Source organism: Chryseobacterium sp. BGA-UO-ETr-SB22 (genome assembly GCF_059567885.1).
Genome location: NZ_JCAQOV010000005.1, coordinates 660,938 through 680,521, shown reverse-complemented (window position 1 = coordinate 680,521; position 19,584 = coordinate 660,938). Strand labels below are relative to the sequence as shown.

The following is a 19,584-nucleotide window of genomic DNA, read 5'->3' as shown; positions in this document are numbered from 1 at the left end:
GATAAAAAAGGCAAATTTGTACTCCTACAGATTTGCCTTTTCTTTTTAAGCATAATTTTAAAAGCCATCAGTTCATTTATCTATTACAAACTTCTCGCAACTTTCCTGTTAAGCTCCTCAAAAACACTTCCGAATTCACCAATAACATCCGTAGGAAGCATAGATTCTTTTGAATGCCTTTCCGAAGCAAGATCAGCCGATCTCCCATGAAGCCACACCCCTAGAATACAGGTTTCTTCTTCAGAATATCCCTGTGCTAAAAGTGAAGTCAGAATTCCGGTCAGAATATCCCCGCTTCCTCCTTTCGCAAGACCTGCATTCCCGGTTATATTGTAAAACACATTTCCTTTCGGAGTAATAATTTGGGTATGATGATCTTTCAATACGATATAAATACCATACATTTTTGCCTTTTCTCTGGCTAGCTCAAGCCTTTTAAAAGAATTTTCTGTACTTCCGAAAAGCCTTTCAAACTCTTTGGGATGAGGCGTAATGATTGATTTTTTTGGGATTAATTTTAAATTCCCCGGGGTTTTAGAAATAATATTTAATGCATCCGCATCCAGAATCAGTGGGCTGGTATAGTTTTTCAGAAAGCTCAGAAGACTTTTCTCAGTATCCGGATGAGTCCCCAATCCGGGTCCTATGCCACAAGTAAGGTCTTTGTCTGCCTCAAAGTTTGTTATAAACTGCTTTCCTCCTGCTATAAACATAGCTTCCGGGCATGAGGTCTGCAGTATTTCATATCCACATTCCGGTGCCAGAGTAAAAGTAAGACCAGCTCCGGTTTTTAAGGCCGATTGTGTAGCCAGAACGGCAGCTCCTATTTTTCCATAACTTCCTCCTATAATAACCGCTTTTCCATAGCTGCCTTTGTGAGAGAATTCCTGCCTTGGTATGAATATCGATTCTATCAACAGATCATCAATCACAGTATAGTCTGTTTCAGTCTGATCTGTATAGTCTTTGCTTAAATCAATATTCAGCACTTCCACTTTTCCGGTATACTTTCCGGTTTCAGGGTGAAGAAAAGACCGTTTCCAGCATTGAAAAGTAAGTGTATAATCCGCTTTCAGGACGGAAGGATTATTGTCAAATATATGATCGACAGATAATCCTGAAGGAATATCAATGGATATTTTAATATTCTTTTGGGTATTCAACTGCTCAACAAGCATTTTGTACTCACCTTCCAAAGGTCTGGATAATCCCGTTCCAAAAAGAGCATCTATAATGATTGTTTTATCATCAAAATGATAATGTTCATTCACGTTAATTTTTTTGACTGAAATACCTGAAAGGTCCCGAAGTCTTTTGAGGTTGACTGAACCATTCTCTGATAACTTTTTTCTGGAATCACCTACAAATACATCTACGTCAAAACCTTTAAGGTACAGTATTCTTGCCACAGCTAAACCATCTCCTCCATTGTTTCCGTTACCACAAAATACGGCCAGCTTTTTATGATTTTTACAATGTTCCGAAATCCAATGGGCTGCAGCCATCGAAGCTCTTTCCATCAATTGGATAGATGAAACCGGTTCATGGGAAGTCGTAAACTGATCCCAACTGCGTATCTGTTCTGCGGTGAAAATCTTCATAGGTAAATGAAACTTTTAAGCAAATTACAAAAGATTTTTCATTATGATATCACCTCAATAATAAAAATAAAGAGACCTCATGAATGAGATAAGGTATCTGTATAAAGCTAAAATATTCATTAAAACAAATTCTATAAAATCATCATAAAACTCAATGTTTTGGGAATAAAAAACTATAAAAAGTAGTGTTTTTTACATTTTTTAATTATATTTTTGTCTATATACTAATTAAAAAAATATAAATTATGGGATTTGTAAAAGAATTTAAAGAGTTCGCCTTTAAGGGGAATGTTCTCGATCTTGCTGTCGGTGTGATCATTGGTGCAGCATTTGGTAAAATTGTTTCGTCTTTGGTAGAAGATGTAATCACTCCTCTGATTCTGAATCCGGCATTGAAAGCAGCCGGTGCAGAAAATATTGCAAAACTTACATGGAATGGTGTAGCTTATGGAAATTTCCTTTCAGCCTTAATCAGCTTCCTTTGTATTGCTATGGTTCTTTTCTGGATCATCAAATTAGCCAATAAAGTCAACAAAAAAGAGGCTCCGGCTCCTGCAGGACCTACAGAAGATCAAAAACTACTAACAGAGATCAGAGATTTGTTGAAAAGCAAAAATATATAATCAGTAACCTGATAACAGTATAAAAAATAAAAGCACCTCCATGGAGGTGCTTTTGCTATATCTTTCCGGATTATTGAATCTGTAAAATACTTGAAATCTGCTCAGCCAGGGAAAGTCCTATTCTATCCTGTGCCTCAAGAGTAGAAGCTCCTGTGTGAGGGGTAAGAGAGATTTTAGAGTGATTAAGAATTTCCTTAGATGGAGTCGGCTCATTAATGAAAACATCTAATCCCGCAAATCTTACTTTACCGGAATCCAATGCCTGAATTAATGCTGCTTCATCAATAACTCCTCCTCTGGAACAGTTGACAACAGCCACACCGTCTTTCATCATTTCAAACTCTTTCGCACCAATCATATAGCCCTCTTTCTGAGCCGGAACATGCAGTGTAATAAAGTCTGAATGTTTTAAGACTTCCTGCAATGGCTCAGTTTCTATATCCACATTAATAAACTGGTTGTTATAAAACTTTACTTTGATACTGGCCTTTCCTACATTATTATCAGCAGCAACCACTCTCATCCCAAGCCCTAAAGCAATTCTTGCTACTTCCTGCCCTATTCTTCCCATACCTACAATACCAATTGTCTTTCCTCTCAACTCGATACCGGCAGCATATGCTTTTTTAAGACCTGAAAATTCAGTATCTCCTACCAAAGGCATTTTTCTGTTGGAATCCTGAAGAAATCTTGCTCCAGAAAACAAATGAGCAAAAACAAGTTCAGCCACCGATTCTGACGAAGCTGAAGGAGTGTTGATCACGTGGATTCCTTTTTCTCTTGCATAGTCTACATCAATATTATCCATACCTACCCCGCCTCTGCCAATAATGTCGATAGATGGGCATCCGTCAATAATATCTTTTCTTACCTGCGTAGCACTTCTTACCAATAAAGTACGAATTTTGTGCTCGTTAATATAATCTACCAAAAACTCCTGTGGAACTTTTGTAGTGATTACTTCAAAGCCTTTTTCTGTCAATGCATCTATTCCAGATTGATCCAGGCCGTCGTTTGCTAAAACTTTCATAAAATATCAAGTATATTAAAAAATGAAAGATTTAAAAATTAAAGGAACCGTGTTCACATTTAATTTTTAAATCTTTGAATTATATTTTTATTCGCCGTCTTCTTTGAATACTTCAATGGTCACTTGCTTTTCTACCAAATCCGTAAATCTCCCTTTGTATCTTGTAGCTCTTACCAGGTGATTGTCTATCCAGTGATAGTTTCCTCCTCTTGGTTTTCCGCAAAGCACACTGTGGTATTTGAAACCATGCTTATCCAGCCAGTCTATGGTGATTTGTTTCAGATTTTCGGTTCTTGAAGTAAAAAAGCAGATCTGATGCCCTTCATCATACCATCTGTTGACAGTTTCCAATGCATCAGGATAAGGTTCGCAGGTAACCATTCTTTCCGGTTCTTCGTTTGGAACATCATCAGTAATGGTTCCGTCGATATCTATTAAGTAATTTTTTATGTCATCCTTTAGAATAGGACTAATGTGTTCAATGTATTCTAATTCCATTACTAAATATTAAGTAACAAAGTTAGGGTTTTTACAATTATAAGGCACGTTAAACTTAGTTTATGTTAAAAATATACTACAAAAACTATTATTTAAAGAATAATATCAATATTTTATCAACCATTTTATTGCAAATAGTTAAAATTTTTCGTTTTGAGATTTCTTTTTATGAGTAATATTTAAGAACAGTCGAAAAAAGGTAAAAGTGAATTTGTAGATTTGTCTATAAGCATTCTCTACTTTCTCAGGATTATTACAAAAAGTATGATGTTTATCTAAAAATTTCCAAAATACATTTATTACTCTTACATTTGTAGGAATGGAAGAATTTGTCGTTTTAGTAAATCCTGAAGATGAAGTTTTAGGACTGATGGAAAAACAGCAGGCTCACATCAATGGCCTGTTACACCGTGCTTTTTCTGTATTTCTGTTCAACAGTAAAGGAGAAATGCTTCTTCAGAAAAGGGCTTCAGGAAAATACCATTCTCCCAATCAATGGACCAACGCTGTATGCTCACACCCAAGAGATGGGGAAACTTATAAGGAAGGAGCTATACGCAGACTCAAGGAAGAACTCGGAATTGAGGCAAAACTTTCAGAAAAATTCAATTTTATTTATAAAGCAGATGTAGGCAGCGGCCTTTGGGAGCACGAGCTGGATTATGTATTTGTGGGAAACCATGAAGCCGATTTCAATCTGAATAAAGAAGAAGTGGAGGAAGTAAGATTCATTTCCCCTGAAAATCTGGATAAAGAAATCACTGAACATCCTGAAAACTTTACAGAGTGGTTCAAAATCATCCTCGAAGAATATAAACACCATTTTTAATGATGAAAAAAATATTGTTTTTTTCTGCAATGTTAACGGGAAGTCTGTTTTTTGCCCAAAAAGCAAAAGTATTTGAAAGTCCCAACTACTCTATTAATGTTCCTGACGGCTGGAAATCTACAAATGACAGCGAGATCATCAATATTTTTCCTACCAGCCAGATAGGAGCTATTACCATTTCGGAATATCACGATTTGGCACTTCCGAAAGAAGAAGTGAAAAAATTCATCCTGGCACTGTATCAGTCACAAGATCAAGAGAATAAAATAAAAGACAAAAAGAGCCAGAAAGGATATACAGAATATCTATATGAACACTTTGATGAAAAAGAGAAGCTGTTCTGGATAACCAAGGTCTTTCAAAAAGACAAAAACTTATATTTAGTTTCCATCAATTGTGGCCAGAAATTCTGGAACGGAAACTACATGACCCAATTCAATGAGACTTTTAACAGTTTTAAAATAAAGAAATAAAATTAAATATGAAGAAAACAGCCTTGTACGACAAACATGTTTCTTTGGGAGCTAAGATCGTACCTTTCGCAGGTTTTGAAATGCCTGTTCAATATTCAGGGGTTACAGAAGAGCACTTTGCAGTAAGAGAAAAAGCAGGATTATTTGATGTTTCCCACATGGGACAGTTTTTCATCGAAGGGCCGGGTTCAAAAGATCTTTTACAGTTTGTAACGACCAATAATGTAGATGCTTTGGAAAATGGAAAAGCTCAGTATTCTTGTCTTCCGAACGAAAACGGAGGAATTGTAGATGACCTTATCGTTTACAAAATAGAAGATGACAAATATTTCGTGGTTGTAAATGCTTCTAACATCGACAAAGACTGGAATCATATTTCAAAATACAATACTTTCGGGGCTAAAATGACGAATGCTTCTGATGAGATGTCATTATTGGCAGTTCAGGGGCCTAAAGCTACTGAAATCCTTCAAAAGCTTACAGAAGTAAATCTTTCAGAAATTCCTTACTACCATTTTACAGTAGGAAGTGTTGCTGGAGAAAATAATGTGATTATTTCAAACACTGGATACACGGGAAGCGGTGGTTTTGAGATTTATTTCAATAACGGAAGTGCTGAAAAACTTTGGGATGCCGTAATGGATGCCGGTAAAGAAGAAGGAATTATCCCTTGTGGATTAGCTTCCAGAGACACTTTAAGACTGGAAAAAGGATTCTGTCTTTACGGGAATGACATTGATGATACTACTTCTCCTATTGAAGCTGGTTTAGGATGGATCACTAAGTTTGATAAAGATTTCGTTTCTAAAGATACTTTCGCTCAACAGAAAGAAGAAGGAGTTACAAGAAAATTAGTTGCTTTCGAACTTACAGACAAAGGGGTTCCAAGACATGATTATCCTGTAGTAGATGCTGAAGGAAATGTAATTGGAAAAGTAACTTCCGGAACACAGTCTCCGATGAAGAAAGTAGGTTTAGGTCTTGCGTATGTAGACAAGCCTCATTTCAAATTAGGATCTGAAATCTTTATTCAGGTAAGAAATAAGAACATTCCTGCAAAAGTAGTGAAAGCTCCTTTTGTATAATTGGAAAAAATAGTAAAAAGAGAAGAGGCTGTGATGTGTTCACAGCCTCTTTTTTGTTTAAAGACAGATACAGCATATTTTTCTATCAGGAGAGCAGACATCACCTACTCCAGGTGTATTGGAAATCACTCCGCCTGCACCCCCGCATAATCTATTACAGTTAACCGGAAGAATATTACCTCCACCATCAATTTTTTTTAAAGCAGATCTGTTAAGACTCTTTGTTTTTAAAAAGTTTGTTTTCATATTATAAATTTTGGTAATGACAAATATATACATTTCAACATAAAACTAAATAATAATCAAATACTTATGGAATAAAAACATTTTAATTAAAATAAAAAAATGTCCTGCTCAATAATGAAGAGTATCATACTGAGCAGGACAGATTAGCTATTTAAAGTCTTATGAGTTAATTTACCCCAAAGAATTTCTGCAATTCTTCAACATTCTTTTTATCATTTCCTACAAAGATTTCCTTGTCTGTAATAAAAACAGGTCTTTTCAAAAAGGTATAATGATCTAACAGCAATTCTTTAAAATCTTTTTCAGTCAATGATTTTACATCCAGACCTCTTAATTTGATCTGAGTAGATTTTTTACTGAACAATGCTTCGTATGATTTTGTTTTTTTATGCATTTCAGCCAGTTCTTCTTTGGTGATTGGCTCTTTTTTGATTTCGCGAAGTTCCCAGTCTGCAAGATCAAATTGGGCTAAAATTTTTCTGCAGGTATCACATGTGTTAAGATAAAATACTTTCTTCATTATGGTTTCTAAATCTGTTATTTGTTAAAATTCTCTTTCATTGAACGTTTCGTCTTTCAAAAGTAGGATTTAATCTAAAACTTTGGAAATTATTAAATAACTTTATTAAAATTTTATAAAGATGCAGAACAAGCCTATTACTTTTCAATTTATTTCGGAGCCTTCAGATGTTAATTACGGAGGAAATGTACATGGAGGAAGTGTTATGAAATGGATTGACCAGGCCGGTTATGCATGTGCGACAACCTGGAGTGGTAATTATTCCGTCACCGTATATGTAGGCGGAATCCGTTTTTATGACCCCATCAAAATTGGTGAAGTGGTAAAAGTAGACGCTCAGGTGATTTACACCGGAACTTCAAGCATGCATATCGCCATTAATGTCTTTTCAAGAAACCTGAAGCAGCCTAATTTTGAGAAAAAAACACATTGTATCATTGTTTTTGTTGCTGTAGACGAAAATGGCAAAAAACTTCCTGTACCCAAATGGATCCCAACAACCGAAGAGGAAAAGCAGCAGGAAATATATGCAAAACGCCTAATGGACCTGAGAACACAGATTGAGGATGAGATGAAGCCGTTTTTGTAGAGACTAAGTGCGGGGTGCAAGGGTTTAAAGCTTAAGGTTTAGCGTTTAAGGTTGTTAAAAACTAGATTACCAGCAACTATTAACAAAACTAACCACACTATATGAAACATATTTTCACCTTAATGGCATTGCTTATGGTAGCTTTGGTCCAATCTCAGACCCATCGGTTTATTTATGAACTGCAATATAAGATGGATTCTACGGAGGCCACTTATGAAAAACTGAACATGATTTTGGATATTGCCCCAAAAGAGGTGAAATTTTATGGAAGAAATCTTATGGCTACCGATTCTTTAAATAAGAAATTCGGTATGAATAGCAGTCATACCGATATGTCCGGACAGGTAGTGAAAAGAAAGATCAATTCTTTTGAGAATGAAAATTTCATCAATATCAAAAACGGGTATTATTCCTTTAAAACCACAGATAAAGTAAACTGGACCGTTTCTGATGAAACCAAAAAAGTAGAAAATTATACCTTACAAAAAGCTGTTACACACTTCGGCGGAAGAATCTGGACGGCCTGGTTCTGTAAAGATATTCCTTTTAACGAAGGTCCTTTTAAATTCCGGGGGCTGCCGGGTTTAATTTTTGAACTTTCTGATACAAAGAAAAATTTCATTTATCATCTTATCAAGAGTCAGGAACTTGCAGAAGTGCACCCTACAGATAATTTTCTTGAATCCAATTTCGGCAATAAAGCGATTCCTATCAATGAAAAGCAGAAGCATAAACTGGTCATGGAGTTTTATAATGATCCTTTTGCTTTTGAAAGAAATAATTTCAGCAAAGCTAACAATGATCTGAAGATAAATATCAACGGAAAAGAAATTCGCACCGTAGATGAGCTGAACACGCAGACTAAAAATATGCAGGAAGTGATAAGAAAGTACAACAATCCGCTTGAGGTTGATAAGGCCATACATTATTAAAATCATAAAAGTTGTTTAGCGACAATATCTTTTATCTTTTATCTTTTATCTTTTATCTTTTATCTTTTATCTTTTATCTTTTATCTTTTATCTTTTATCTTTTATCTTTTATCTTTATTTATATATTTGCATAAGCAAAAGGAAATGGTGTTCTTCCTTACCCAACCGCTTTACAAAAGCTGATGACGCCTGATTAAAAGATTATTAACAAATAACTAATCAGGATTATTATGTCAAAAAGTCAAAGAACACTTGGTAAAAAAGTAATTTTTCACACTCATTTTTTCTTCAGAAAATTTCCGGCTCTGCCTTATATTTTAAAATGGTTATGTATTAGTATCATTATTGGAGCATTGGTAGGAACAGCTTCTGCAGGGTTTCTTCAATCATTGGAATGGGCGACAAACTTCAGGGAAAGTCATCTTTGGCTGATCGCTTTGCTTCCCGCAGCAGGATTTCTGATTGGACTACTCTATTATTACTTCGGAAAAGATGTGGAAGCAGGAAACAATCTGCTGATTGATACCATTCATGAGCCTAAAGGAATTATTCCGTTCAAAATGGCTCCTTTTGTTTATCTCGGAACGATGGCAACTCATTTCTTCGGAGGGTCTGCAGGCCGTGAAGGAACAGCTCTTCAGATGGCTGGTGCTATAGCGGATCAGCTTACGAAACCTTTTAAACTTGACAGAAATGAAAGAAAAATATTGATTATTGCGGCCATTGCTGCCGGATTTGGCTCTGTTTTCGGGACTCCTTTGGCTGGAGCTGTTTTTGGACTTGAGGTTTTTCTGATCGGAAGAATACGATATAATGCAATATTTCCTGCTTTTGCCTCAGCCATTCTGGCGGACTGGGCAACCAACCTGTGGAATATAAAACATACTCATTATCATATTGATATCATTCCTAAACTAGAATTTTTGCCTATTCTCTACAGTATTCTGGCAGGAATAGCCTTTGGTATCTGTGCTGCTGCTTTCAGTAAAATCATTCACTGGATGGGTTCTGTTTTCAAATCAAAAATTAAATATCCTCCCCTTCGTCCTGTAGCAGGCGGAGTTATTATTGCCCTGGCAGTTTTTGCAATGGGTACCACCCGATATATCGGACTAGGAGTTCCTGTGATTGTGGAATCTTTTGAGAAACAGCTGCCTTTGTATGATTTTGCATTAAAAATGGTTTTTACCATTGTTACCCTTTCAGCCGGATTCAAAGGAGGGGAAGTTACCCCGCTGTTCTTCATTGGGGCTACTTTAGGCAGTGCCTTGTCTCTTTTTATTCCTTTGCCGTTCGGATTACTGGCAGGAATGGGATTTGTGGCGGTATTTGCCGGAGCCACCAATACTCCTTTAGCCTGTATGCTGATGGGAATCGAATTATTCGGGGCAGAATGTGGTGTCTACATAGCCATTGCCTGTGTGGTATCTTACCTACTTTCGGGACACAACAGTATTTATACCAGACAAAAAATTGGAGAAGCGAAAAACAGAAGATTTGAGAGTCAGCAAGACAAGTCTGTTTCGGATTTTTTATAAGTTGCTTTTTGTTGCTAGTTTCCAGTTGTTTTTGTTTCTAGTTACTTTAAACCCCAATTCCTGCAGCCCTCAACATTTCCAACAATAATTCGTAATTTTACCCCATGTTCGATTACAGATTAAAAGTTTTCCATACGGTGGCTTCCCGATTAAGTTTCACTAAGGCTTCAGAAGAGCTTCATATTTCACAACCCGCTGTTACCAAACACATTAAAGAAATTGAAACTCAGATAGGTGCCAAGCTGTTTGACCGTAAAGGAACTTCTATTCAGCTGACTCAAAGCGGAAAAATACTGTATGAACATGCAGAAAAGATTAGAAATATCTACCGCGACATGGAATTTGAGATCAGCCAGATCAATCAGCAACATAAGGGAAAACTGATTATTGGGGCCAGTACAACCGTTGCACAGTATATTTTACCTGAAATTTTAGCGAAATTCAATACCTATTATAAAGATATTAAGATTGAGCTTCTTACCGGAAATACGGAAGCTATTTCTACCCTTTTAAAAGAAGAAAAAATTGATCTGGGAATTATTGAAGGGGAATCACAGTCTTCTTATTTTGAATATAAAACTTTTAAACCTGATGAAATTGTTCTGGCAGCGAAGTCAGATCACCCTCTTGCTCATAAAACTTTAAACTTAAAAGATCTCTATCATCTGGATCTGATCTTCAGAGAACAAGGCTCCGGAACGCTTGAGTTTATACAAAACAGACTTAAAGAGAAAGAAATCAATATTTATGAACTGAATACCGTTATGCAGCTGGGAAGCAGTGAAAGTATCAAAAACTATCTTCTTCATTCGGATTGTATGGCATTTCTCTCTATCAGCACCATCCTGAATGAACTGAAAAATAATGTCCTGACCGTCATTGATATCAAAAACTTCAGTATTGAAAGAGATTTTCATTTTATCCTTCCTAAAGGAGAACAATCTGAACTGATTAAGCTTTTCCTCAGATTCGCAGAGTAATAAGCAACAAGTAAAGATATAACTTTTAGTTATCCAATATAACAAAATACGATTTATTTCGTAATACTATTTTTCGGAATTTTGATGCAGATTTTAAAAGTTCGCATTATGAAAGATTTCATCCAAAATGAAATGACACGGAAAGTATTTTTTATTGTATTGGCAGTTTTATGCCTTACTCCGCTTATATCATCACCAATTGCCCTGGCTTTGGGTTTTGCCCTGGCCGTTTTTATCGGAAATCCTTTTGAGAAACATCTTCATCACTATATTCATTTACTCTTGCAGATATCCATTGTAGGTCTGGGATTCGGATTGAAACTGGATGAGGCGCTTCATGCCGGAAAAACAGGACTGATGTTAACGGTTGTAAGTATTGTTACAGTCATGGTGTTAGGATATTTCCTTGGGAAAATATTTAAATTAGAAAGACCTTTATCTTACCTTATTTCCGCAGGAACAGCTATTTGTGGAGGAAGTGCTATTGCTGCAGTATCTCCGATTATTAAACCAAGCACGAAACAGATTTCCCTTGCATTGGCTATTGTTTTTACATTAAATTCTATTGCCCTGTTTATCTATCCTGCCATAGGACATCTGCTGAATCTTTCACAGGAACAGTTTGGACTTTGGTGTGCAGTGGGAATTCATGACACAAGTTCTGTAGTGGGTGCTGCTAGCAAATATGGAGATGAGGCTTTGAAAATAGCAACAACTGTTAAATTGGCCCGCGCCCTGTGGATCATTCCGGTTTCATTGATTACGATGTTCATTTTTAAAAGTAAAGATTCAAAAATAAAGATCCCGTGGTTCATCGGTTATTTCATTGCAGCTATTCTTCTGAATACGTATTTCCCTTTTATGGACCGTTTTAGTACTTCAATAACTGTTTTAGCAAAATCCGGTCTGAATCTGACCCTGTTCTTCATTGGTTCCACCCTTTCTCTTCAAACCCTGAAATCAATAGGATTAAAACCTTTATTAACCGCTGTACTCCTTTGGATTACCATAAGTGTCGGCAGTCTTCTTTATATCATCCATTAAAATGAGCAGAACCCTTTTGATATCAAAAGGGTTCTGCATATTAAATGTGGAAATGTTTATTTCGTATTGAAATAATTTCTTAAACCTCTCCGCAAGTATAAACCTGCAAACAGCCCATATATATGGAGCAATATTCCGGTCCTGTTACAGCGCCTGAGCAGCTGCATCCGCAAAGAGACAAATCAGGTTTTCCGCTTACTCCTCCTGTAATGTTTTTCAAGTCTTGTTTTCTCAGCTTTTTAGCGTTTTTCATAATGTTCATGTGGTTTAGTTTTGATTAAACAAATATAGTTTTAGTTACCTTCCAAAGTTAAACAAATATTAATTACACGCAACAAAAATCATTATAAAATTAATAATTTATTGATTTAAAAGTAATTATACTGTTCAAAATAAGTCATATCACATGCTTATTTTTTAAACAACTTAAATTATTCTGTAAATTCAAGGTCTTTGTCATGGGTTTCAGAAATGGTAAGTGAGGAATAAAACGCAAGCCCAAATACTACCACTCCAACTATAGCTGCACTTTCCACAACGGGAAAATGTCCTTTAAGAGAATCAAAAGAAAATATCATAACCGGCACAAGTCCTCTTACCATATTGGGAACAGTTGTGGTTGCCGTATTTCTGATATTGGTTCCGAACTGTTCTGCTGCAAGCGTCACAAACATAGCCCAATATCCTGTTCCGAAGCCAAGCCAGACACAAAACAGATAATATTTTGTTTCTGTATTGGTATTACCAAACAACATGATGGCTACCCCAATCAGGGTAAAGATCAGCATATAAAAAATGGCCATTTTTCGGGATTTTAAGGCATGAGAAATAAAACCACTCAAAAGGTCACCGACAGAAATCCCCACATAAGCCCACATAATTGCTTTTCCGGGGTTGATCTCCTTTATCCCGAATTCAGGGGCAAATTGATTAGCTAAAACAGCCAGAATCCCTATGCAATACCATGTTGGCAATCCTACAGCAATACATTTTAAATATCTTGTCAACCTGTCTTTATTGGTAAAAAAGGATAGAAAGTTACCTTTTGAGACATTTTTATGTTCAATATTCTTATAAATTCCGGATTCTGATACACTTATTCTCAGTACCAATAACATGATTCCCATGATTCCACCGATAATATAAGAGATATTCCAACCTCCGGCCAGTTCTACTGTAAGCTGAGCCACCACAGCTCCCATTAATCCAAAACCGGCGACAACCGAGGTTCCGATTGCTCTTAAACTCTTCGGCAGACTTTCAGAAACAAGCGTAATTCCCGCTCCAAGCTCTCCGGCAAGGCCAATACCTGCAATAAACCTCAAACCAGCATATTGATACAATAAATGTTCTTTTGGGAAATAAGGAAGAAAACCGCAGGCAATATTAGCTAAGGAATACACTAAAATAGATCCGAAGAGCACAGAAAGCCTCCCCTTTTTATCTCCGAAAATCCCCCAAAAAACACCACCGATAAGAAGCCCCACCATCTGACAGTTCAGAATAAAGGTTCCGTCAGCATCCGGATTAAGTCCCAGTGCTTTTAAACTTGGTATTCTAACGATCCCAAATAAAAGGAGGTCATAAATATCTACAAAATAACCTAAGGCGGAAATAATAACGGGAATGGAAAAAATGTACTTCAGTTTTGAAGACATGGACAGTTCTTGCATTTTTAAGTTTTGATAAAAATAAAAAACCTTTCAATTTCTTGAAAGGTTTTTATTAAATATCTTTTTCTGATTATTATCTGGCAATATTCACAGCTCTCGTTTCTCTGATTACTGTTACTTTTACCTGTCCCGGATAAGTCAGTTCATTCTGAATTTTCTCAGAGATATCGTAAGACAGTTGAGAAGCTACTTCATCGTTCACTTTTCCGCTCTCTACCATTACTCTCAGTTCTCTACCAGCCTGGATCGCATAAGCACTGGATACTCCATCGAAGCTTAGTGCTGCAGATTCAAGATCTTTCAATCTCTGGATATAAGATTCCAATACCTGTCTTCTTGCTCCCGGTCTTGCTCCTGAGATTGCATCGGCAACCTGGATAATCGGTGATAATAATGACTTCATTTCAATCTCGTCGTGGTGAGCTCCAATAGCATTTACTACTTCTGGGTTTTCACCGTATTTCTCAGCCCACTGCATACCTAACAGGGCGTGTGGTAATTCTGATTCCTGCTCAGGAACTTTACCGATATCGTGTAAAAGACCTGCTCTTTTTGCTAGTTTTACATTTAATCCTAATTCAGCAGCCATTGTTGCAGCAATGTTTGCTACTTCTCTTGAGTGCTGTAGTAAGTTTTGTCCGTAAGAAGAACGGTATTTCATTCTACCTACGATTTTGATCAGTTCAGGGTGCAATCCATGGATTCCTAAATCAATGATGGTTCTTTTACCCACTTCAATGATTTCCTCTTCGATCTGTTTTCTTGTTTTTTCAACTACTTCTTCAATTCTTGCCGGGTGGATTCTACCATCGGTAACCAATCTGTGAAGTGATAATCTTGCAATTTCTCTTCTTACAGGATCAAAACATGAAAGAAGGATTGCTTCCGGAGTATCATCAACGATGATTTCTACTCCTGTTATTGCTTCTAAAGCACGGATATTTCTACCTTCTCTACCAATAATTCTACCTTTTACTTCATCAGACTCGATGTTGAAAACGGATACTGAATTTTCAATAGCCTGCTCAGTTCCGATTCTTTGGATGGTTTGAATAACGATTTTTCTCGCTTCGTTTTTCGCATTCATCTGAGCTTCTTCCATGATGCTCTGAACGTGTGCCTGTGCTCTTGTTTTAGCTTCAGCTCTCATGGTTTCTACCAATTCTGCTTTAGCTTCATCAGCGGTATAATTAGATATTTTTTCAAGTATTTCTACTTTCTTAGCGGTAGCTGTATCTAATTCCTGCTGTTTTCTTTCAAGGATTTCGTTCTTCTTAGCGTAGTCTGCAATCTGCTTGTCTAAATCTTTTTCAAGTTTTCCGGTCTTGCTAAGTTCATCATTAAGCTTATGCTCCTTGTCTTTCGTTCTTTTTTCAACTTCCTGCATTTTCTTTTCACGGGACTGAATGTCTGCATCATGCTGAGATTTCAGTTCCAGGAATTTTTCTTTTGCCTGAAGGTTTTTTTCTTTCTTTATGGATTCGGCTTGTACGTTAGCTTTTTCTATAAGGTTTTCGGCATTTTTTGTTGCATCATCTATGATAAATTTTGCCTTAGTATTCAGTGAGCTTTTAGAGAAAAACATCCCTATTATTGCCCCAATAACTAAGCAAATAACGCCGGCTATAATGGCTGTTGTCATAATATATATTGAGTTTTAATTGTCTTCATATTCAAATAAAAAAAGCCTACAATAATCCAGGGATTGAGAGTAAACTCCTAATCAACACGATTTGAACTGATTTCCATTGTCTGTAATCCGGAAATCCGGCACGCCATTCGATGGACATTTGTTCGGTAATTGTTTAGCGTTGAGTTTACCTTTAATGTGTTAGAATTATTGTAGGCAGTAATTTTTCAGGAAAAAAAATCTATTTCCCGACTTCATTCAACGATTGATTAATCTGAACTAATCTTTCGTTGGTAGAATTAATATTTTTTTCGTAGTTAAGAGAAACTACTTCTGCATTGGTTCCCAATTTCAGGGCACACATAGCCAAAGCATCCTGTTTATCTCTTACATCGAAGTTCTGTTCAAAATCTTTAATCATATTCTCGATCTGCTTCCCTACTTTACGCAAAGTTTCTTCCTCTGCTGCCGGTACGTTCAGCGGATACACTCTTCCTGCAATGTTGACGGTTATTCTCCTTATCTCCATTATAATCCACTGTTTTGAAGCTGAGCAATACAGAAATCAATTTCTTTCACCAATCTGTTGATATGGTTTTTCATTAATCTATTGTGTTCAGGATTTCCTGATATTGCTGAATAAAGTTTTATATTTTTTTGTTCTTCTGCTAATACCTGATTCTTTCTTCTTTCCTCATCATACTTCTTCTGCAACTCTTCATGCTCAATATTTAACTCTTTTAAATTTTCAGTAAGATTTTTATAGTTCTTTTGAAGAGTCAAAATCTTTCTCTCTAATTCTGAAAAATTGTTTTCTAAATCTTGAAGCATTTCAGGTTTGTATATTCTAACTAGAAGCAAAAATAAAAAAATAATAACACTAACAAAAATAAAACGCTCTATATTTTGATATACCAACAAAAAAGGAGGTACTAATGCACCTCCTATGTATTTTAAATGGAATATTTTTTATTCAAATTTCAGAACAAACATTACGGCTCTTGTCTGTAATGTTGAAACTGCAGAAGCCCAGTACGGAGGTGTAGTCGCATTATCAGCCACTTTCTCGTTATTCATGAAGAATGTTCCTCTGATGGCAGGAGTCAGTTTAAATTTGTTGAAATAAAACTGAATTCCCATTTCCGCAGACCATGCAAAGTTGTGGGTAGTTGATCTGTAGATCCCCTGCATGTTATCATCTGTAGACGTTGCGTTAGACTGAAGGTTTACAACATAGTTCACCCCTGCTGCAACGTAAGGTCTTGAATTGTACCATCTTTGTCCGTGAAGTTCCAAAAGCACAGGAACATCAATCAATGTAGATTTAATTTCTCTTACTTTATCCTTTTCCTGTAAAGGGAATGGCATAAAAGGAGGATTGGTTAAAGAACCACCTGCATAAATGTCATTGGATTGAGTATTAAAAGTCAACTGTCTTTGCGCAAACTGTAAACCTGGTTCTATCCTTACATCAAGATAATCATTCAGTCTCCATTTTGCAATAAGTCCGGCACCGAAGCTATAACTTTCCTTAGATGTGACAAGGTTTTCATTATCATTCATCCCGTATTTCGGATGCAAAACAATGCGGTAATCCAGTCTGTTCCCGTTCAAATAAAACCCCCAACTGAATTTCTGTTCGTCGAAATCTTCCAACTTATCCATTCTGTTTCGGGTTCTGAATTGCGCGTTTGCAAAAACGGCAACATTTACTGAGGTTAAAACCAGTGCTTTTAATAGAAATTTATTCATAGGTTACTTTGTTGCTTTATAAATTGTGGCTATACCTAAACTTAATTTTTTATATTCTACTTTCTTAAATCCCGTATCTAAAAGAATTTGCTTCATCTTCTCCCCGAAAGGAAAAGCATTTACAGAATCCGGAAGGTATGTATACGCCCTATTATCCTTAGAAACCAATCTGCCAATGGCAGGCAATATATTTCTGAAATAAAACATATAAAATGGCCCCATGAAACCCTCAACCTTTGAAAACTCCAGTATATAAACACTTTTGTTATCTTTAACTACTCTTCTTAACTCTGCTAAACCTTTGGGAAGGTTTTCAAAATTCCTTACTCCAAATGCAACGGAAACAGCATCAAATCTATTGTCCTCGAAAGGTAAATTTTCTGCATCACCTTTTTGCATGGAAATTTTGCCGTCTAATTTAAGTTTTTTTATTTTAATAACGCCAACATTCAGCATTTGTTGTGATAAATCTAATCCAACTACTTTGGAACCGGTACCTTTTTCAATGGTAATTGCCAGATCTCCCGTTCCTGTAGCCACATCCAGCACTTCCTGCGGATTGTCATTTTTCATCCATTTTACCAGTTTATTTCTCCACAGAATGTCAATTTTCATGGATAAAACACGGTTCAGAAGGTCATACTTCGGTGCAATATTGTCGAACATATCCTCTACCTGACTCTTTTTTGTAGCCTCTGAATTGTAGGGAGTAACTTTGGTGATATCTTTTGTCAAAACTTAAAACTTGTAATATTCTTTATAATAATTTAGGTAATCCTGCTTTCTGAAGATTTTAGATCGTGATTCCACTTTCTGGATATTCTTGATCACTTTATCATAATCTTCATCTACATTGTAATAAAAATCTTCTGTGTAAAGCTTATTGAAGCGTTTCGCTCCGCCGTAATAATCCTTTCCGTCAATGACTGTTTTATCAAGGTTGGCCAGTAACGAATCTTTTTTAAGATTGTATCCGTAATACTGATCATTTACATAGTAATCCTGATGGGTAATATTAATCAGCCCACGAAGCTTATTCACTTCAAATGCCGAGTCATACAGCATTTTTTTGTTCTGATCAAAAACCTGAATAGAGTTTTTCCCTTTATTCAAATCCACATGCACATACTGCCCCGCAGATATGATTCCTTCAGAACCGTTATTGATCTTAAAGTAATACGTATTCGGGGTAGGATTATCTACAACATAATAATTCTTCTTGGCTAAAAAAAGGAAGTAGATCCCAAAGGCAACGATAAATGCCACAGCTGCAATAAGTAAGCCTTTTAAGGACGAGTTGTTTTTCATAGATTGTAAAGTACAATTTTTGCAAATTTAATAATATTTTTAATTCTCCGTTATTAATATTAATTATTAACTTTGCATCTTTAAAAAAATCATATAAACGAATGCCGAATACGATCATTATTGGCTCTGGATGTTATATTCCGAACAGAGTTATTGGTAGAGATTACTTCATGAACTCCGAGTTCTATACAGAGGACGGAGTAAAGATTGAAAAACCTGCGGAAGAGACCATTGCGAAATTTGTAGAGATTACAGAAATCGAAAACAGGAGATTCATTGAGGATGATCTTTCCAACTCACAAATCGGTTATGAAGCTGCAAAAATTGCCCTTGAGGACGCAAAAGTAGACGGAGAAGAACTAGATTATATCATTTACGCAAGTAATTTCGGGGAAGTTACTGAAAACGGATATGCTGATTTTATGCCAACAATGGCAGCAAGGGTAAAGAATAAACTGGGCATCAAAAACAGAAAATGTGTCACGTATGACATGCTTTTCGGATGTCCCGGATGGGTGGAAGCTATGATTTTGGCTGACAACTTAATTAAAGCTAAAGTAGCAAAAACAGTTCTTGTTATCGGAGGTGAAACATTAAGCCGTGTAACAGATCCACACGACAGAAACAGAATGATCTTTGCTGACGGTGCCGGAGCTGTAGTGGTAAAAGCAACTGACGAAGAGAATGTAGGAATTATCGCACACAATACAATCTGCGACAATGGTCCGGAACTTAATTATCTTGAAAACGCCCCTTCTATCAATAAAGAAGTAGACCAAAAACGTCTTTATGTAAGAATGCTGGGAAGAAAAATATACGAATACGCGCTTAAAAATGTACCTGTTGCAATCAAAGATACGATTACAGATGCAGGTCTTTCTATTGAAGATATAGATAAAATCTTAATTCACCAGGCCAACGCCAAGATGGATTACGCTATGATTGAAAGGCTTCACAGGCTTTATGACATCAAGGAATATGACCATGCGATCTCTCCTATGACAATTCAGGATCTTGGAAATACTTCTGTTGCAACGATTCCTACCATGTATGATTTAATAATTAAAGGAAAAATGGAGGGTCAATCGTTTAAACAAAAAGGGAACATTGTAATGACTTCGGTAGGTGCCGGAATGAACATCAATGCGCTCGTTTACAGATTTCCTTAAAATATTTAATAAACAAAAAAATATAAAAGCACAGGGAAGTTATTCTTTGTGCTTTTTTTAATCA

The 19,584-nt window shown here is 36.2% G+C and carries 23 protein-coding genes and 1 riboswitch; of the genes, 10 read left to right on the top strand and 13 right to left on the bottom strand.

Annotation, left to right across the window (positions count from 1 at the left end; translation table 11 throughout):
* Positions 1-83: 83 nt before the first annotated feature.
* Positions 84-1,601, bottom strand: coding sequence for an NAD(P)H-hydrate dehydratase (locus AC57AW_RS10350; protein WP_496351793.1), 1,518 nt, complete (start codon positions 1,599-1,601; stop codon positions 84-86).
* Positions 1,602-1,846: 245 nt separating this feature from the next.
* Between AC57AW_RS10350 and mscL the strand changes: the two genes are divergently transcribed.
* On the top strand, positions 1,847-2,224 hold the full coding sequence (mscL, locus tag AC57AW_RS10345) for a large conductance mechanosensitive channel protein MscL (protein WP_496351792.1): 378 nt from the start codon (positions 1,847-1,849) through the stop codon (positions 2,222-2,224).
* Between the two features lie 70 nt (positions 2,225-2,294).
* Here mscL and AC57AW_RS10340 read toward each other — a convergent pair whose 3' ends face one another.
* Positions 2,295-3,254 (bottom strand): D-2-hydroxyacid dehydrogenase, encoded by a 960-nt coding sequence (locus tag AC57AW_RS10340; protein ID WP_496351791.1) that lies wholly within the window; start codon positions 3,252-3,254, stop codon positions 2,295-2,297.
* Between the two features lie 87 nt (positions 3,255-3,341).
* Positions 3,342-3,752 carry an LNS2 domain-containing protein gene (locus AC57AW_RS10335; protein WP_318848052.1) on the bottom strand — a complete coding sequence of 137 codons (411 nt, stop codon included), beginning with the start codon at positions 3,750-3,752 and terminating at the stop codon, positions 3,342-3,344.
* 319 nt (positions 3,753-4,071) lie between these two features.
* On the opposite strand from AC57AW_RS10335, the gene idi reads away from it, so the two are divergent.
* Genes idi through gcvT form a run of 3 tightly spaced genes read left to right on the top strand, consistent with a single transcriptional unit; the run spans position 4,072 to position 6,139 of the window.
* On the top strand, positions 4,072-4,581 hold the full coding sequence (gene idi, locus AC57AW_RS10330; RefSeq protein ID WP_496351790.1) for an isopentenyl-diphosphate Delta-isomerase: 510 nt from the start codon (positions 4,072-4,074) through the stop codon (positions 4,579-4,581).
* Positions 4,581-5,054 (top strand): hypothetical protein, encoded by a 474-nt coding sequence (locus AC57AW_RS10325; RefSeq protein WP_318848054.1) that lies wholly within the window; start codon positions 4,581-4,583, stop codon positions 5,052-5,054. Before idi ends, AC57AW_RS10325 begins: the two co-directional genes overlap by 1 nt.
* Positions 5,055-5,062: 8 nt before the next feature.
* The gene (gene gcvT, locus AC57AW_RS10320; RefSeq protein WP_496351789.1) at positions 5,063-6,139 is read left to right on the top strand and encodes a glycine cleavage system aminomethyltransferase GcvT; all 1,077 of its coding nucleotides are present in this window, start codon (positions 5,063-5,065) and stop codon (positions 6,137-6,139) included.
* A gap of 57 nt (positions 6,140-6,196) precedes the next feature.
* On the opposite strand, the gene AC57AW_RS10315 is transcribed toward gcvT, so the two are convergent.
* A complete protein-coding gene (locus tag AC57AW_RS10315; protein WP_318848056.1) occupies positions 6,197-6,385 on the bottom strand; it encodes a hypothetical protein in 189 nt (62 codons plus the stop codon).
* 166 nt (positions 6,386-6,551) lie between these two features.
* Positions 6,552-6,905, bottom strand: a complete 354-nt coding sequence (locus tag AC57AW_RS10310; RefSeq protein ID WP_318848057.1) for an arsenate reductase family protein — start codon at positions 6,903-6,905, stop codon at positions 6,552-6,554.
* A 121-nt stretch (positions 6,906-7,026) separates the two neighbouring features.
* Between AC57AW_RS10310 and AC57AW_RS10305 the strand changes: the two genes are divergently transcribed.
* From AC57AW_RS10305 to AC57AW_RS10285, 5 genes are all read left to right on the top strand, one after another.
* On the top strand, positions 7,027-7,494 hold the full coding sequence (locus AC57AW_RS10305) for an acyl-CoA thioesterase (protein ID WP_109738137.1): 468 nt from the start codon (positions 7,027-7,029) through the stop codon (positions 7,492-7,494).
* A gap of 101 nt (positions 7,495-7,595) precedes the next feature.
* Entirely contained in the window at positions 7,596-8,426 is an 831-nt protein-coding gene (locus AC57AW_RS10300; RefSeq protein WP_496351788.1) for a GLPGLI family protein, read from the top strand.
* Positions 8,427-8,557: 131 nt separating this feature from the next.
* Positions 8,558-8,625, top strand: a riboswitch (Fluoride riboswitch).
* Between the two features lie 31 nt (positions 8,626-8,656).
* The gene (locus AC57AW_RS10295; RefSeq protein WP_496351787.1) at positions 8,657-9,964 is read left to right on the top strand and encodes a voltage-gated chloride channel family protein; all 1,308 of its coding nucleotides are present in this window, start codon (positions 8,657-8,659) and stop codon (positions 9,962-9,964) included.
* Between the two features lie 104 nt (positions 9,965-10,068).
* On the top strand, positions 10,069-10,944 hold the full coding sequence (locus AC57AW_RS10290; RefSeq protein WP_496351786.1) for a LysR family transcriptional regulator: 876 nt from the start codon (positions 10,069-10,071) through the stop codon (positions 10,942-10,944).
* Between the two features lie 108 nt (positions 10,945-11,052).
* Positions 11,053-11,988: a YeiH family protein gene (locus AC57AW_RS10285; protein WP_496351785.1), complete on the top strand. Its 936-nt coding sequence runs from the start codon at positions 11,053-11,055 to the stop codon at positions 11,986-11,988.
* 79 nt (positions 11,989-12,067) lie between these two features.
* On the opposite strand, the gene AC57AW_RS10280 is transcribed toward AC57AW_RS10285, so the two are convergent.
* The 8 genes from AC57AW_RS10280 to AC57AW_RS10245 form a co-directional block, all read right to left on the bottom strand.
* Positions 12,068-12,250: a hypothetical protein gene (locus AC57AW_RS10280; protein WP_318848062.1), complete on the bottom strand. Its 183-nt coding sequence runs from the start codon at positions 12,248-12,250 to the stop codon at positions 12,068-12,070.
* Between the two features lie 169 nt (positions 12,251-12,419).
* Positions 12,420-13,661, bottom strand: coding sequence for an MFS transporter (locus tag AC57AW_RS10275; protein ID WP_318848063.1), 1,242 nt, complete (start codon positions 13,659-13,661; stop codon positions 12,420-12,422).
* Between the two features lie 73 nt (positions 13,662-13,734).
* Positions 13,735-15,303, bottom strand: coding sequence for a ribonuclease Y (gene rny / locus AC57AW_RS10270; protein ID WP_496351784.1), 1,569 nt, complete (start codon positions 15,301-15,303; stop codon positions 13,735-13,737).
* A gap of 229 nt (positions 15,304-15,532) precedes the next feature.
* A complete protein-coding gene (locus tag AC57AW_RS10265) occupies positions 15,533-15,820 on the bottom strand; it encodes a cell division protein ZapA (RefSeq protein WP_103233999.1) in 288 nt (95 codons plus the stop codon).
* Positions 15,820-16,122, bottom strand: a complete 303-nt coding sequence (locus tag AC57AW_RS10260; protein ID WP_318848312.1) for a hypothetical protein — start codon at positions 16,120-16,122, stop codon at positions 15,820-15,822. The genes AC57AW_RS10265 and AC57AW_RS10260 overlap by 1 nt, the downstream gene beginning before the upstream one ends.
* 138 nt (positions 16,123-16,260) lie before the next feature.
* Positions 16,261-17,043: a type IX secretion/gliding motility protein PorT/SprT gene (porT, locus tag AC57AW_RS10255; RefSeq protein WP_318848065.1), complete on the bottom strand. Its 783-nt coding sequence runs from the start codon at positions 17,041-17,043 to the stop codon at positions 16,261-16,263.
* A 3-nt stretch (positions 17,044-17,046) separates the two neighbouring features.
* Complete coding sequence (gene ubiE, locus AC57AW_RS10250) at positions 17,047-17,778, bottom strand: bifunctional demethylmenaquinone methyltransferase/2-methoxy-6-polyprenyl-1,4-benzoquinol methylase UbiE (RefSeq protein ID WP_318848066.1); 732 nt, start codon at positions 17,776-17,778, stop codon at positions 17,047-17,049.
* 3 nt (positions 17,779-17,781) lie between these two features.
* Positions 17,782-18,351 carry a hypothetical protein gene (locus AC57AW_RS10245; RefSeq protein ID WP_047376865.1) on the bottom strand — a complete coding sequence of 190 codons (570 nt, stop codon included), beginning with the start codon at positions 18,349-18,351 and terminating at the stop codon, positions 17,782-17,784.
* A gap of 101 nt (positions 18,352-18,452) precedes the next feature.
* Between AC57AW_RS10245 and AC57AW_RS10240 the strand changes: the two genes are divergently transcribed.
* Entirely contained in the window at positions 18,453-19,520 is a 1,068-nt protein-coding gene (locus tag AC57AW_RS10240; protein WP_496351783.1) for a 3-oxoacyl-ACP synthase III family protein, read from the top strand.
* Positions 19,521-19,584 lie beyond the last annotated feature (64 nt).